The 15,948-nt window shown below is 41.2% G+C and carries 7 protein-coding genes; 4 read left to right on the plus strand and 3 right to left on the minus strand.

Annotated features, from left to right (window positions below):
* Positions 1 to 20: 20 nt before the first annotated feature.
* From O6P32_RS09785 to O6P32_RS09795, 3 genes are read right to left on the minus strand one after another with little or no spacing between them, the layout of a single operon-like run.
* Positions 21 to 1,358: a RagB/SusD family nutrient uptake outer membrane protein gene (locus O6P32_RS09785; protein ID WP_269878293.1), complete on the minus strand. Its 1,338-nt coding sequence runs from the start codon at positions 1,356 to 1,358 to the stop codon at positions 21 to 23.
* 13 nt (positions 1,359 to 1,371) lie between these two features.
* Positions 1,372 to 4,635: a SusC/RagA family TonB-linked outer membrane protein gene (locus tag O6P32_RS09790; protein ID WP_269878294.1), complete on the minus strand. Its 3,264-nt coding sequence runs from the start codon at positions 4,633 to 4,635 to the stop codon at positions 1,372 to 1,374.
* A gap of 28 nt (positions 4,636 to 4,663) precedes the next feature.
* On the minus strand, positions 4,664 to 7,243 hold the full coding sequence (locus O6P32_RS09795; RefSeq protein ID WP_408636061.1) for a zinc-dependent metalloprotease: 2,580 nt from the start codon (positions 7,241 to 7,243) through the stop codon (positions 4,664 to 4,666).
* A 315-nt stretch (positions 7,244 to 7,558) separates the two neighbouring features.
* Here O6P32_RS09795 and O6P32_RS09800 point away from each other — a divergent pair, with 315 nt between their 5' ends.
* The 4 genes from O6P32_RS09800 to O6P32_RS09815 all read left to right on the plus strand — a co-directional run bounded on the left by O6P32_RS09800 (position 7,559) and on the right by O6P32_RS09815 (position 15,943).
* Positions 7,559 to 9,547 carry a glycoside hydrolase family 20 protein gene (locus tag O6P32_RS09800; RefSeq protein WP_405371721.1) on the plus strand — a complete coding sequence of 663 codons (1,989 nt, stop codon included), beginning with the start codon at positions 7,559 to 7,561 and terminating at the stop codon, positions 9,545 to 9,547.
* A gap of 812 nt (positions 9,548 to 10,359) precedes the next feature.
* Entirely contained in the window at positions 10,360 to 11,808 is a 1,449-nt protein-coding gene (locus O6P32_RS09805; protein ID WP_269878298.1) for a PA14 domain-containing protein, read from the plus strand.
* Positions 11,809 to 11,862: 54 nt separating this feature from the next.
* Positions 11,863 to 12,765 carry a hypothetical protein gene (locus tag O6P32_RS09810; RefSeq protein WP_269878300.1) on the plus strand — a complete coding sequence of 301 codons (903 nt, stop codon included), beginning with the start codon at positions 11,863 to 11,865 and terminating at the stop codon, positions 12,763 to 12,765.
* A gap of 52 nt (positions 12,766 to 12,817) precedes the next feature.
* Positions 12,818 to 15,943, plus strand: coding sequence for a SusC/RagA family TonB-linked outer membrane protein (locus tag O6P32_RS09815; RefSeq protein ID WP_269878301.1), 3,126 nt, complete (start codon positions 12,818 to 12,820; stop codon positions 15,941 to 15,943).
* Positions 15,944 to 15,948: the final 5 nt, after the last annotated feature.

A 15,948-nucleotide genomic window follows, 5' to 3' on the forward strand; every position in this document is an offset into this window, starting at 1 on the left:
TTTTGTTTATCATATACTCGTTAATTGTTAAGGTCTGGATTGGCAGCAATGGCTTCTTCCGGTATACGAAGAGTATAGCGTGAATCGTCTTGTTCGAGTACATAACTTTTTTCCTGCAATACTTTTTCTATCCGTGGACGAGTAGTACGGCGCAAATCAAACCAGCGCTGACCTTCAAAAGCCAGTTCACGTGCACGTTCGTTCAAGATTTCTTTCACCAAATCGGCTTTTCCCATCGCCTCTACCGCAGCCTTTTTCTTTGCATACGCTTCGGCTGTATATCGTTTTTCCATCAGTTCCAATACACGCTTGCGGGCTTCCGGCAATTTGTCGGATTGAGCAGCGGCTTCTGCACTGTTCAGATACAACTCTGCTACACGGATGGTATTTCTGAAGTTATGGTCGCCTCCTTTCAGACATTTGCGGTTTCCCTTATCATCGGGCTGAGCAAAATAAGCTGCAGGACGCAAGTCACCCTCACCATACAAAGAAAGGAAAGAAGGCAATACCGATACCGCATTCTTATAGTTGGCATTCATGGTAAATTCAAGTGGGTTGATGGCCTCTACCGACTGGAAATGATTCGGCAGTTTGAAACCTTCTGCCCGAAAATCTTCCAAAGTCGACTTTTTAGCCAATGCTTCTTCTGCATACTTATAAGCATTAGCCCAATCGCCCATATAGAGATACACACGCGAACGTAATGCCGGCACACACAGTGTGGTAAAACGGTAAGACAAAGTTATATCATCCCATTTTTCTACATTGAGTAAACTTTCTGCTGTCTGTATATCACTCAGTACCGAAGTGTAAATTTCTCCTACCGTATTACGCTGAGCCCGTTCTTCCAAATCGGTAGAAAACTTCAATGGAACAGCTTTAGTATCGGTTGCTCCTAGCTTAGTATACGGTTGCCCAAAAAGATTGGCCAATACAAAGTGCATATATCCACGCATCAGATATGCCTCTCCCACCAACTGCTTTATCTCGGCATCGTGACCTTCAGTAATGTCACCTTGATGTTCAATGATAAAATTGGCATAAAACAACACCTGATAATATCCGGCCCAGTTGAAAGCAACAGAAGAAGAAGAAGTCGAAGTTCCGACCTCCCAACGTTCTATGGCAGAATACTTTCCCATGTCCGATTCGTTCGAAACAAACATCTCGTCTGCCCCCATATTGGCCAATCCTCTATCCGAAGGTACCGTATTGTAAGCCGTAGCCCACAATGCACGATACTCTGCCAGCGTAGTAGGAATCACACTTCCCGTAGGCTTAATATCCAAATAGTTGTCGCACCCCGTGGCAAGTGCCATCAGGCAGATGCAAATTATATTTATATAGAATTTCTTCATAACGGTTTACGAATTAAAAGTTAAGATTCAAACTGAAGGTAAACGATTTCGGAATAGGCTGTGCATACGGATTTCCCATTGTTTCCGGATCGAGGAAATTATCATAGTTCGAACCTAAGACAAACAGGTTACGTGCTTCCAGCGCTACACTTGCCTGAGTAATACCTACTTTCTTAATCAAGTCGAAAGGCAGTTCATACCCTAAACGGATACTTTGTACGCGCATGTAGTTCTGTTTCTTCACCCACATGTCCAGATTCTGATATACACCCAATCCACCCAACACGATATAAGAATCCGGATCCATGTTTCCGTCAATCAGTGCCGGCATGGTTCCATGAGGATTGTCGGAAGTCCAGCGATTCAAAATATCGCGGTTCGTATTCTGTCCTCTGTCGTATCCCATAATATCATAAGTAGGCTGCGTACGTACATAACCTCCTGCATTGAAAATACAGTTCACACTCAGTTCGAATGCCTTATAAGTAAATGTATTTCCAAAACCTCCGGTATAAGGTGATTCACTTGTACCGATATACTCATAACGGTTACGCACTTCCTGCGGTGTCAGATCGTATTGTCCGAATGTCCATTCCTTAATTTTGAAAAACTCTTTAGCGGTTTCTACCTTGCCGTTTTCCTTATTATAGAATGTCATTTGTCCGTTTTCGTCGACTCCGGCATAAGGAAAAGCAAAGATAGCTCCTACCGGATAACCTTCACGGCTTGGATAAATCGCATCCTCACGAATCGCTTCTTTTAAAACCTTATTCTGGTTGTAAGCAAAGTTGAAGGTAGTAGTCCACATAAACGACTTGGTATGAATATTACGGGTAGACAGACTCACTTCCACACCCTTGTTCTCCATACTTGCCCAGTTGATGGTAGTCGATGCGAAGCCTGTTTCAAGAGGCAACATTTGCATACCAATTAAGTCAACCCCTTTACGATAGTAATAATCCACACTCAGATTGATACCCTGATTCAATACTGCAAAATCCATACCGGCATTCACCGAATAAGTTTTCTCCCAACGCAATTTATCATTAGGAGCAGAATTTACTGTAATCATATCTTCTGTACCTCCGGGAAGAATAGGAGTCGCATTATTCTGGTATTTTCCCAACAAGAATGGTGAAGTATTCTTATCGATATTACCCTGCAAACCATACGATGCACGGAATACAAAATTATCCAACCAGCGCGCAGACTGCATAAACGGTTCTTGCGACACACGCCACAACCCACTTACCGAATACAAGGGTAAGTAACGGTATTTCTTATCTACCCCAAACAGGTCGGAGCCATCGAATCGGATACTTCCACCCAATGTATAACGGTTCAGCAACGAATAAGAAGCAGTAGAGAAACCTGATACATAAGCATTTTCGACATTCGTCTTCGAATGTAACGGGAAAGCAAGGTCTTCACTCGGGAAAATCACCGGACGGTTGGTCATGGTACGGCGGTCGTAACCATAGCCCACCGAATAAAGAGTAGTAGCCCATGTACGGCGCAACTCCGACCCCAGCATAATTTCGAATTCATGAATGTCTGCATAAGTATCGCGATATGTACCCATAGTCTTCCAAGTTACCTGAGAGTTTGAATTCTCATAAACCTTATGGAAACCTCCTTTTTGAGGAAGGAACGAGGTCTGGTTACTCTGATGACTCTGATGTTCATGGCGCATGGCAAACGACTGCTCGTCTGCAATTTGCTCACGTGATGTTTTATCGAGCTGCAAACCCACCTGAGACGTAATCTTAAAACGGTCGTCAAAGCGCAACTCCACATCGAAAATCGAAGAAAAAGAGTTCGTTACCGATTCGTTGGACGTATTGTTTCTCTCTTCAAAAGTATTGAAGCCCAGTTCCGAATATCCGGTCTGCATATCCATATCATAGATATAATTGCCGTCTTTATCGAATGGCTGAAGATAAGGATTGGCAATACGGGCATAAAACATCGGATTGGTAAATCCGTCTGTAGCCAAATATGAACTGCTATTACGACGATTCACAAAAACCGAAGCTCCTACCTTCAATATCTTATTCAATTTATAATTAGCTTTGGTCACCAGATTCAGTCGGTCGGCAGATACACTGGGAATATTTCCATTCTCTTTCGAATAGCCCAAAGAGGTATAAAAAGTTGTACGTTCGTTACCTCCCGAAATACTCAAGTTATACTCCTGGCTGAATGCATTTCTCAACAGAATGTCATTCCAGTCGGTATTAATCAGACGCAAAGCATCGATTTCCTTCTGAGCATCGGCAGGCAAAGCACTCCATCCGTCTTTCTGGAACGCATCTACCGCACCATGACGCTTGATAATACGATAAACTTCTCCCTTATCCGAATTCAAACTATATCCACTTTTCAACAACTGAAGTTCCAAATCTACCTTCTCTGTCGCATTCATCAAGTTCAAACGGTCAATATCCTGCTTAGGAGAATAAGTCAGACGAGTATTGAAGTTTACTCTTGTTTTTCCGGCTTTTCCGTTTTTAGTCGTAATCACAATGACTCCATTTGCCGCACGAGCACCATAAATAGCAGTAGCTGCCGCATCCTTCAACACAGTAATGTCAGCAATATCAGAAGGATTCAATCCAGCAATGGACGACTGTTGCACATCATCTACACTTTTCAAAGATTCCAAACTGGGCACATCTGTACCTTCCAAAGGAATACCATCGAGTACCCACAAAGGATCTTGTGTACCATTCAAAGAAGAAGTACCACGAATACGGATTTTTACCGGCGCACCCGGTGCACCGGAAGTAGATATCGCAGACAATCCGGCAATCTGTCCCGACAAGGCCTGATCGATACTTTTCACTGTTCCGATAGTAGATTCCGAAATATCAATCTTCGATACGGCAGCCGTCAACTTGCGGCGTTCAATGGTCTGATAACCGGTTACGACTACATCCTCCAGCATGGTAGAAGATGTTTCCATCGTCACATCATAATTCTTTTTCCCTGGTTTCAGTTCTATAGTTAAAGTTGTATATCCTATATAGCTACATTGTAGCTTTTTCACACCCTCCGGAATGGAGATAGAGAAGTTACCGTCAATATCGGTAATGACCCCCAGCGAAGTCTTGTTGCTTCCGGCTTTCTTCAAGTCGTCTGCAGAAACAAACACAGAAACCCCAATTAGTGGTTGCTTATCTTCGGCAGCAATTACATGACCTGTAATTACTCTGTCGGCTGCCATTGTCCAGGCAGCTTGTACAATAAGTAAGACTAAGAATAAGAGTTTTTTCATTCTAACTATATTAATGATAATTGATTATTTACAAACCCAAAGCTGTATTGATACGTAAAATCATATCGTCGTAATGATAACGTGTAGCAGTATCGGCCCCGTTACGTCTGGCTTCCAACAACTGTTTGATACGCAACAACTCACCACGTTTTACAGAGATTGCATCCGATATACGGTTTACCTGCCCTCCGTAGAAACTCAATTCACGTTTTGCTCCCATACGTTCTGCGTGTTCGAAAGTAAATTCATCACAACTGCAACGAGGATGATCGTGCAACAGATAAGGATTTCCGCTGGTGGTGACCAGATGCTTATTGATTTTCACACCTTCACTCTCTGCCGCAGCAGTAATCAGTGCATCCAGAAATCCTTTCTGAAGATTTCTTTCCATTACATCTGGAGTACCGCCTTTTATTGTAGTAGCAAAAATAGATTTATGCATCTTATCCATCAGTTCCACTACAGTGAATGCCTTCTTTCCGTTCTTCAATTCATTTTCCAACATTCGCATCAAACGGTCGTTCGATAATAAATCCCAGAAGATATATCCTTGTGTATTCTTCAATATCTGATTCGGAGCATACTCTATCACCCCATTAGGATTCTTGCGCAACAGGAAAGTATAGTCTGATATTTCCGTATCGAACAGCCAGCGTGGATAGCAAAGCACCTCATCCAGCAGAAAATCGAGAGCAGCTTCCTGCTTTTCTTTTTCCACAAAAGTGTAAGTCTTCACTCCATCACCTACTGTAGTATTCTCTATATAAATACCTCCGATATTTGCCATCACATGATAGAGGTAATTATTCCATTGCATAATTACGGCATAATACAAACGCGAAGCCTCTTCGTAAGTCTGTCCCTTTTCTCCGGTAGTAGTCCACTGGATAATCTGTGGAACAATACGTTTCAGGTTGGCAATTCCCAACTGAGAAGAACGTACCGGGTCGTCTCCCAAATCTTCGTTCTGAGCACGCGGATCGACAGCAGCACGAGGGTCTTGTGCTTCACTGTATTTGTATAAACGGTCTGTATGGCGACTCAGGAAATCATAAAGTACATCTTTTTCCGCTTCAGGAGTAGGCAATCCATACCAACGATATCCGTATTCGATAGCAAACATATCGTAAGGGCCGATATGTGGAGAAACTGCAGTAACTCCATCTCCCGGCTGAGCCACATAATTGTATCGGGCATAATCCATGATAGAAGATGCTGTAGAGTTCATCTTGTCCGTAAATGTCTTCGAACGCAACGAATCGGTAGGAAATGTCCACGATCCCATCATGTTATGACGCAACCCCAACGAGTGTCCCACTTCATGGCAAGCCACAAAACGAATGGCATCTCCCATCATATCATCCGGTAATTTGATTCCTCTTGCTTCGGGATTAATAGCCCCGGTCTGTACAGTAATCCATTCCTGCACCATCGAAATCACATTATGCCACCACATGATATCCGCCTCGAGTATTTCCCCCGAACGTGGGTCAAGAATGGAAGGACCCATGGCATTGGCTTTCGACGAAGCAGCATAAGTCAGCACCGAGTAATTGATATCATCCGTATCTGCCGCAATACTATCCGGCAAATCTTTTGCAATAATGGCATTTTTGAATCCGGCACGTTCGAAAGCTACCTGCCAGTCTTCGATACCTTGTTTGATGTATTTACGCCAACGGTAAGGAGTAGCATCCTCAATGTAAAAGACAATAGGCTTGGCCGGTTCTACCAGTTCACCTCTCAGGTACGCCTCACGGTCTTCCGGTTTCGGCTCCAGCCTCCAGCGGGTGATGTATTTCTTTTCTTCCGTTTTCTGCTGTGCATCACTGAAATAAAGCAAATCTTTTGTAAAATATCCCACTTTAGGATTATCCAAACGCCCCATCATAGGTTGTTCCGGAAGCAATACTAACGACGAGCTGACCTCTACCGTCACATTCACCGAACTCATTCCTTCATGCACTTTTGTGGTCAGTTCCGATGTAGCAACCACATTATTTTGGAAAGCCTTGACAGAACGTATTCTCGACAAACCTTTCACAGCAGAAGTACCAAGGTTTATATTATCGAATACGTTGTTAATACTGGTTTCCGAACCGTCATAAATATCATTGACCTGTATCAAAACCGAAGTAGAATCGGGATGACAAGCTTCTATCTTAAAATCGGCTATTAATGGAGAGATGAAATTATTCTGCACCGACCGGGTAATCGCATCTTGCTTAGGCGACTCCGGCATCGGACGCATCTGACGCACCAGAATTTTCTTGGCTGCCTTATCCCATTCGAAACGTACCATCTGCGTTTCATAATTGGTTCCCCGGTTCACCCCTGCATCATTCAATTCCAACGGAACTCTCTGTAGCTTATTGACAACCAGCATATCCCGTTCCAACAATGCAACAGGAATTTCAAAAAAATACTTTGAGTCTTGTTTATACACATTAAACATGCCCCTTCCCAGCAAATGAGATTCAGAAGCGATCTTTTCATAATCGCTTTTTACAGATGCCGTGTCTTTCTCGACCTTTTTTTTCTTAAACAGTCCCGGAGTTTCCAACACATGATATTCCTCATTATAATTTAAGGATGCATTTAATGGCATTGCCAACGTGGCTCCTACTAACACTGTAGTCCACAGAATTCGGTTTAGAGTCATATTGTTTAGTCTTTAAAATGGGGTGCAAAAATATAAAAAATAATGCATTAATTTTGCATTTATATAGAGAGTATCTCTTTAAAGAACAAAATAACACCCATTTAGTTCAAAGAATAAAATTTAATTTAATAACTTTGTGAAGTATAATTATAAATTTATCAACCACCTTAATCTGCAGTCATGAAGATTAGCTTATATTCAAAAGTAGGAAGTTTTTTGGTTGCAAGCCTGTTTGCAACATCGTGTGCCCAACAAGAAAATATGGTACAAACCCTTACTCCTGTTCCTGTATCCTATCAAACAGAACAAGGAAAATTCCAATGGGATGCACAGACACAATTGTTTGCCGAAGGAGAAAAAATCGATACTTCTATCATAGAAACGGCATTCCAGCATGCTCCTCAACCAATAAAATGGACAGAAGCACTCCCAAAATCGAATTTTATCCGTCTGACTCTTGTCCCCGAACTGAAAGGCATTACATCACCGGAAGGATATACATTGCAAATTACTTCAAACGGTATACAGATTGAAGCCACTACACATGCCGGTCTGTTCTATGGAGTACAAAGTATTTTGCAGCTGGCCGAACAGGGAAAAGGAGCCATACAGGCAGCTACCATTACAGACGAGCCACGTTTCGAGTATCGTGGAATCATGCTGGATGTATCCAGACATTTCCGCAGCAAAGAATTTGTAAAGAAACAGATTGATTTACTTGCATCATACAAAATAAACCGTCTTCACCTGCATCTTACCGACGCAGCCGGATGGCGTATAGAAATTGACAAATATCCCCGTCTGACAGAATTTGCCGCATGGCGTAAAGGAGAGACATGGAAAGAATGGGGCAAAGGAGGTAACCAATACTGTGAAGCAACCGATCCGGAAGCCAAAGGAGGATATTATACCAAAGAAGATATTAAAGAGATATTGGAATATGCACGCCAACATTGCGTCACAGTCATTCCGGAAATCGAGATGCCTTCTCACTCGGAAGAAGTGCTGACTGCCTATCCGGAGTTATCCTGCACACACAAACCCTACAAGCAGTCTGATTTTTGCGTAGGAAACGAGAAAACATTCGAATTCCTTGAAAATGTATTGACCGAAGTAATGGAAATGTTCCCTTCCCAATACATCCATATCGGAGGTGACGAAGCTGGTAAAGGAGCATGGAAAACTTGCCCACTCTGTCAGGCACGCATGAAAAAAGAAGGACTGAAGAATGTAGACGAATTGCAGAGCTATCTGATTCACCGCATCGAACGTTTCCTGAATGCAAACGGAAGAGATTTGCTGGGCTGGGACGAAATTCTGGAAGGAGGTCTGGCTCCTAATGCTACTGTAATGTCCTGGAGAGGCGAAGCTGGTGGTATCAAGGCTGTTCGTGCAGGTCATCATGCCATTATGACTCCTGGGGAATACTGTTATCTTGATGGTTATCAGGATGCTCCGTATTCACAACCGGAAGCCATCGGTGGATATCTTCCATTAAGCAAAGTATACGGATACAATCCGGTACCCGATTCACTGACTACAGAAGAAGCCAAACTGATTCAAGGCGTACAGGGAAACGTATGGGCTGAATACATTCCTACAGACGAACATATGGAATACATGCTGTACCCACGTGCCATCGCATTGGCCGAAGTAGCATGGACAAAACCGGAAAACAAATCGTGGGATTCTTTCCACGAACGTATCCTGAAAATCATCCCGCAATTGCAGGCTAAAGGATACAATCCGTTCGATGTAAGTAAAGAAATTGGAAACCGTAAGGAAGCAGCCCAGCCGATAGAACACCTGGCTGTAGGCAAGAAGGTAACCTTCAATATTCCTTATTGGCCTAACTATCCGGCTAACGGAGAAAAAACGCTGACAGACGGTTTGCGCGGTGGATGGAACTACAACGACAAGCGCTGGTTGGGATTTGCCGACAATCACCGTATGGATGTAGTAATCGACCTGGAGAAGGAAACCGACATTCACTCTGTTGCGGCCGACTTCATGCAAATCTGTGGTCCGGATGTATATATGCCTGCCAAGGTTATCATCTCGGCCTCTACAGACGGAAAGAATTATACTACCCTTGCCGAAATAAATCATGAAGTAGTAAAAGATGATGCTGTATCATTCAAAAACTTCGGATGGCAGGGAGAAGCCAAAGCACGATATATCCGTTACCAGGCTATTGCCAATGCCGATCACGGTGGCATTCAGTTTGTCGACGAAATCGTTGTAAAATAAAAGCCGTACACAGTCTAATATTTCATTCTCTTCCTCCGACTTTCTTTATCAAAAAAGAAAAAACGGAGGAAGAGTTTTTTATTTCTTAATAGAAATGACAAAATGTAAGATTTGACATTTTGATATTTTCGAGCTCTAAAAACAGGGCTTTTTAAGGCCTCATCCGAGTCCGGTGATTTTTTCCTTGATTTTAAGGGATTTGCATAATAAAAAAAGAAAGGAAATACGCTCCATTTTATACATAAAATCTCATTTATACATGTATTCTTATCACTCCTCGCTTAATATTCTCTATTTTCTCACATAAAGCTACTTTATATCACATTCAATATCCGAAGGAGTTTCATGTAAAAAGACGATAAAATAATCAATCCACCCCCTTTTCAGCAACGAAAAAACATACTTTTATAGATGCAAGCCTACGCGACTAGTCACGAAAGCGTACGTGATTAGTCGCATCAGCCCTCGTTACTTGTATCGTTGCCCCTCGATTCAAGTCCTTTTTCCTTATTTTTCAATCTGTAAAACATGCTCTACGACACTTATTTTACCCTTCTACAAGTCATTTTAAGCTCAATAAGCCCAAATAAAGAGTGATTTTGATTAAAATGGTTGTTATCAAAAAATAGTATATTTAGATTTTTAGAAAGAATATCGAGCTTTTCCATAACAAACTGTAAATGTTTACTTATCGTTTTTTCATAGGAAAAATTAGCCTAATTATTGAAAATTTAGCCCAATTTGTGAAGAATACCAAAAATTTAAATACTTTTGCCTATAATTAATCTACAGTAAAAACACATTTTACGATTATGAATAACAAGATTCTATTACTATTGGCGGGAATACTCCTTTGTTTACCTTTGTATGCACAATACCGCTTTTCGTTTCACAAAGACGGGAAATTTAAAATTGCTCAATTTACTGATATTCATTGGGCTCCCCAGTCTGCCAACTGCAGTATCACAGCCTCCACAATAGAGTCTGTATTACAAGCCGAACAGCCGGATATAGCCATTCTGACAGGAGATGTGGTAACAGATTCTCCCGCATTGGAAGGATGGAAATCTATCATACAAATCTTTGAAAAAGCCCAAATGCCATTTGCCGTACTGATGGGTAATCATGATGCAGAAAATATGTCAAAAGACAGCATTTATCTCCTTTTATCTGCATCTCCTTATTTTGTAGGAGACAGAGGACCTGTTGATATTAAAGGATATGGAAATTCCATCATCCCTATCTATGACTCCCAAAAACAAAGCACCATTTCATCGCTGTTGTATTGTTTCGACTCAAACGATTACCCGGAAAATAAGAATTACGGTCACTACGACTGGATACATTTTAACCAAATTGACTGGTATCGCAGAAAAAGTCAAGCCTATACAGCACAAAACAACGGCAAACCCTTGCCGGCTTTAGCATTCTTCCACATTGCCACTCCAGAATTCAATCACCTGATTGGCCGCAAAACCACTTGGGGAAGATGCAACGAAGGAGGAACCGGTGCGCCCAAACTAAACAGTGGTATGTTTACCTCTTTCATCGAATGTCAGGACATAATGGGAGTTTTTGTAGGACATGACCACGACAATGACTTTATCGGTCAGGAATACGGCATTGCCCTCGCATACGGACGAGTAACCGGAGACGACGCCTATGGAGATTTTAAACGGGGCGGACGTATCATAGAATTACATGAAGGTACACATAGTTTCGATACATGGATTACAACGCCAGATGGAAAAGAATTTACCTATTATTATCCATCAGGTATTACATCCATAGAGGAGGAAGAAGGAGATTATTTACCGGCACGTAAGGTTCAGTCTCCTAAACAAGGAGTAGCTTATACTTATTACGAGGGAGAATTTGAAAAAACAGCCGAAGTATTGAAAGGGAAAAAAGTAAAGACCGGTGTTATGAAAAACTTCGATATTACCCAAGCTCCCGCAGAAGACTATTTCGGTTATGAATTCCGCACACTGATACGTATTCCGGAAAAAGGAATCTACAACTTCTACACCTATTCGGACGATGGCACTAAACTGTATATTGACGGAAAAGAAATCGTAGATAATGACGGCTCCCACAATGCTCAAAGAGCAGAAGGTAAAGTCGCATTGGAAGAAGGCTTCCATGAATTGCGTTTAGTTTATCTGGAAAGCTACATGGGACAGGAACTTGAAGTCGGCATTTCGGGAAGAAATATACTTGAAACACCTATACCTGATGATATGCTGTATTTGGGGAAATAAGAAACTCCTAAAGCATAGTACTGAAAAACACTGCAACTCAATAAAAAATAGAACATGAAATTATATCCGAAAATATCGGTCAAAATTTTATTTCTAATTGCCATTCTGTTGACAATAACCTCTTTGTCGTCTAAAACAAACGGTCGACATACTCTTTATAGTTCTTATAAAACAGACTGCCAGTATGATCCATTTCGTTTATATGATGAAGAAGATAGTACAAAAGTGGATTTTAGTACAGCCTATAAAAATTGGCTGACACCAGACAGTACAGAGAATATAAAAGATTTTACGCATAAATTGATTGAGGATAAATATACATTCCAAACAACATTATTCAGTTCTAAAGTATACATTATCGAAGACGAGACAGATAGTTCACTCAATTATTGGGATACTATACCATCGAATGGCATACTCGGAAAAAACTACACACGGATAGAAATGTACATCGATCCTCAAATAGAACAGAAAGATTCATTAATATTTCAAATACACGGAAAATCAAAAGTCAAAAACATTATCTGTGATTTTGCTGGAGAAATACATATTGAACATATTTACGGATACTGGAATTATGGTCTGAATTTTCCTAAAGAATACAGAATTGTAGGTAGCTATTTTCTGAACGAAAATAAAAAACAATATGGTTCTGGAACATTCCAAGGTACATACAGCTCTTACTGTTATATAGACGAGAAACAAAAAACAGTTCTTCTATATGATCTGTTTTACATAGCTGATGGATATGAGAATCGCAACTTTGTAGGGACTTGGACAAACCATAAAACCAAAGAAAAGAAAAAATGTATTTGGGGAGATAACCGTTTGCCATATACATTTGATTTTGACATTGGAGACGGTTCTATGGTTATTAATCCCAAATACAATAGTATTGAGTGGGAACAATGGAAATCAGATATACCCTCAAAGCAGTGGTGGAAAAATACTAACTGAAATTTATCATATACTTAACGGATTATATTAAACTCTTTTTAATACAAAAAGTATGAACAAAAAATTTCTATGTTTACTCGGAGCAGCATCAATAGGGATGTCTTTGTCTGCTTCATCAATGAGTAAACCCACACCTCCAAAAGAAGGACATGCTCCCCTAAGCACACTTCCTTCCGCAAATCAGAATGCTCAAACCGTTAAAGGTACAGTAGTCGATGCTAATGGAGAAGCCATAATCGGCGCAAGTGTACAAGTAAAGGGTACAACGATTGGTACAATTACAGATTTCGACGGTAACTTTACTCTGGATGTTCCGGAAAATGCCGTACTACGCATTTCATACATCGGTTTTATTACTCAGGACATTAGCGTAAAAAACAAGAAAGATTTTAAAATTACTCTGAAAGAAGACAACAAAACACTGGAAGAAGTAGTAGTAGTAGGTTATACTACTCAGCGTAAAGCCGATTTAAGTGGAGCCGTTTCTTCTGTAAAAGTAGAGGAAATCAGCGATATGTCTGTTACAGGTATCAACCATGCTTTGCAAGGAAAAATGTCTGGTGTAACAGTATATGCCAACAGTGGTGCACCGGGTGCTTCTGCTTCCGTACGTGTGCGCGGTTTGGGAACAATCGGTAACAACGACCCCCTCTACGTAATCGATGGAGTTCCGGCAGATAATATGAACGATATTAACCCGAGTGATATCGAGCGAATCGATGTATTGAAAGATGCGGCTTCTGCAGCTATCTACGGTTCACGTGCTGCCAATGGTGTGGTTATCATCCAAACTAAAAAAGGTGGAAAGTCGGAAAAGGTAAATGTAACTTTCAACATGCACCACGGCTTCAACTCCATCCCGAAAAAACTCGGATTGCTTAACGCAGAACAAAGAAATCTTATCCATACAGAAGCTTACGAAAATGACAACAAGCCTGTTCCGGAATATTATAGCTCTCCATATGCACAGGTTACACGTACAGACTGGCAAGATGAAGTCTTCACCAACGGATATACCGGTAACTACGATTTAGGCTTGTCCGGTGGTTCCGAAAAAGCACGTTACAACGTAGCAATGGGATATCTCAGCCAAAACGGAGTTATCAAAAATTCCGGTTACGACCGTGTAAACTTCCGTGTCAACACAGAATTGAATATCACCAAGAACTTGAAGTTTGGAGAAAACCTGATGGTTACTCACTCTGTACAAGACATGATGGATACACAAGGTTCTAACGGTGTTATTTCTTCGGCTTTGGTATTCGACCCATCTATTCCGGTATATACAGAAGACGGAGGATACAGTGGTAGTGGAGAATTGGGTACCGATATGCGTAACCCGGTTTCTATTATCGACCGTACTGATAAGAAACGTACACGCGACCGTATCTTTGGTAATGTATATGCAGAATGGGAAATCATTAAAGGCTTAACAGCCAAAACAGACTTTGGTTACGACTGGTCTCAATGGCAGGAAAAAGAATATACTCCTGTTATCCCTGAAGCAGGTCGTCCGAATTCGGTGGCAGAACTCACCCAGCAAGACTGGCAAAGCACACGCTGGATTAATACTACAACTTTGAAATACGATGGCAAATGGGGACGTCATAAATTGATGGCCTTAGGAGGATGGTCTTTTGAAAACTACAGCATGAACTTTACCAACATGCGTGGTTCTAACTTTGCCTCTGACGATGAATCTCAGCGTTTCATGGACTGTGCAGGAACAATCAACTGGATTCTGACCGGACGTAAAGAATGGGCTTTGATGTCTGCCTTCACACGTTTCGACTATTCTTACGCAGACAGATACTTGTTCTCTGTAAACTTCCGTGCGGATGGTTCTTCTAAATTCTCGAAGAACAATCGTTGGGGATACTTCCCTTCAGTTTCTGGAGCATGGCGTATTTCTGAAGAAGCCTTCTTCGAAGATATCAAGAATACAGTACAGAACTTCAAGCTCCGTGCAAGTTGGGGACAACTTGGTAACCAGAATATATTCGACTATTATCCAACCTATACCAGTGTTGTCAACACACAGGATGACGACGGTTATTATGCAGTATTCGGGAAAGATGAAACTGCTGTAGGCGGACGTTACGAAGCTTCTATCGCAAACAAGGATATCAAGTGGGAAGTAACTACACAAACCAACGTCGGTATCGACTTAAGTTTATTTGACCATTTGGATATTACTGCTGATTACTTTGTCAAGACTACTTCCGATGTATTGCTGCAAGTTCCAGTCACTTCATTGGCTGGTGTAGACAGCGAACCGTGGATTAATGCCGGAAAAGTACGCAACAAGGGATTTGAATTCAGCGCAGCATGGAATGGAGAAAAGAACGGATTCACTTACAATGTATATGGTAACTTCAGTACAATTAAAAACGAAGTGCTTTCTTTAGGAAACGGTAGTGAAGCAATTTACGGAAGTACTTACCGTGGAAGTAACATTACCAGAACAGTGGTAGGAGAACCAATGGCACACTTCTATGGTTACAAGACAGACGGTATCTTTAAAAAGCAGGAAGATGTAGATGCGTATAACCAGAAATACAATAAGAACGCAGTTTTGGGAGATGTTAAATTCGTAGACAATGATAAAAATGGAATCATTGACGGAAACGACAAGACCAATATCGGAGACGGATTCCCAGACTTTACTTATGGATTCGGATTTGACGGTTCATACAAGAATTTCGATTTGTCTTTGTTCTTCCAGGGAGTAGCTGGCTACGATATCTTTAAAGCAGTAGATTATGAAGGAATGTATGTAAACAAACTGTATAATCAGTTCAGTGACATCATGGATCGTTACCATCCGGATAATAATCCAAGTGGAACATTACCACGTGTTACATTGGAAGACCCCAACAACAACAGAGAGTTCTCTGATTTGTATGTAGAAAACGGTAACTACCTGAAGCTGAAAAACATCACATTGGGTTATACACTTCCTAAAAAACTGACAACCAAATGGGGTATGCAGAAACTGAGAGTATATGTTACTGCTCAGAATGTATTTACTATTACCAAATACTCAGGATATGATCCGGAATTGGGAGAAACTTATGCAGATAACAACGACAACTACGGAGTTACAGAGTTGGCTGTAGACCGTGGACAGTTCCCGCAAACAAGATCATTCCTTATGGGTGTTAATATTAATTTCTAAAATAA

Source organism: Phocaeicola acetigenes (assembly GCF_027529745.1).
GTDB lineage: Bacteria > Bacteroidota > Bacteroidia > Bacteroidales > Bacteroidaceae > Phocaeicola > Phocaeicola acetigenes.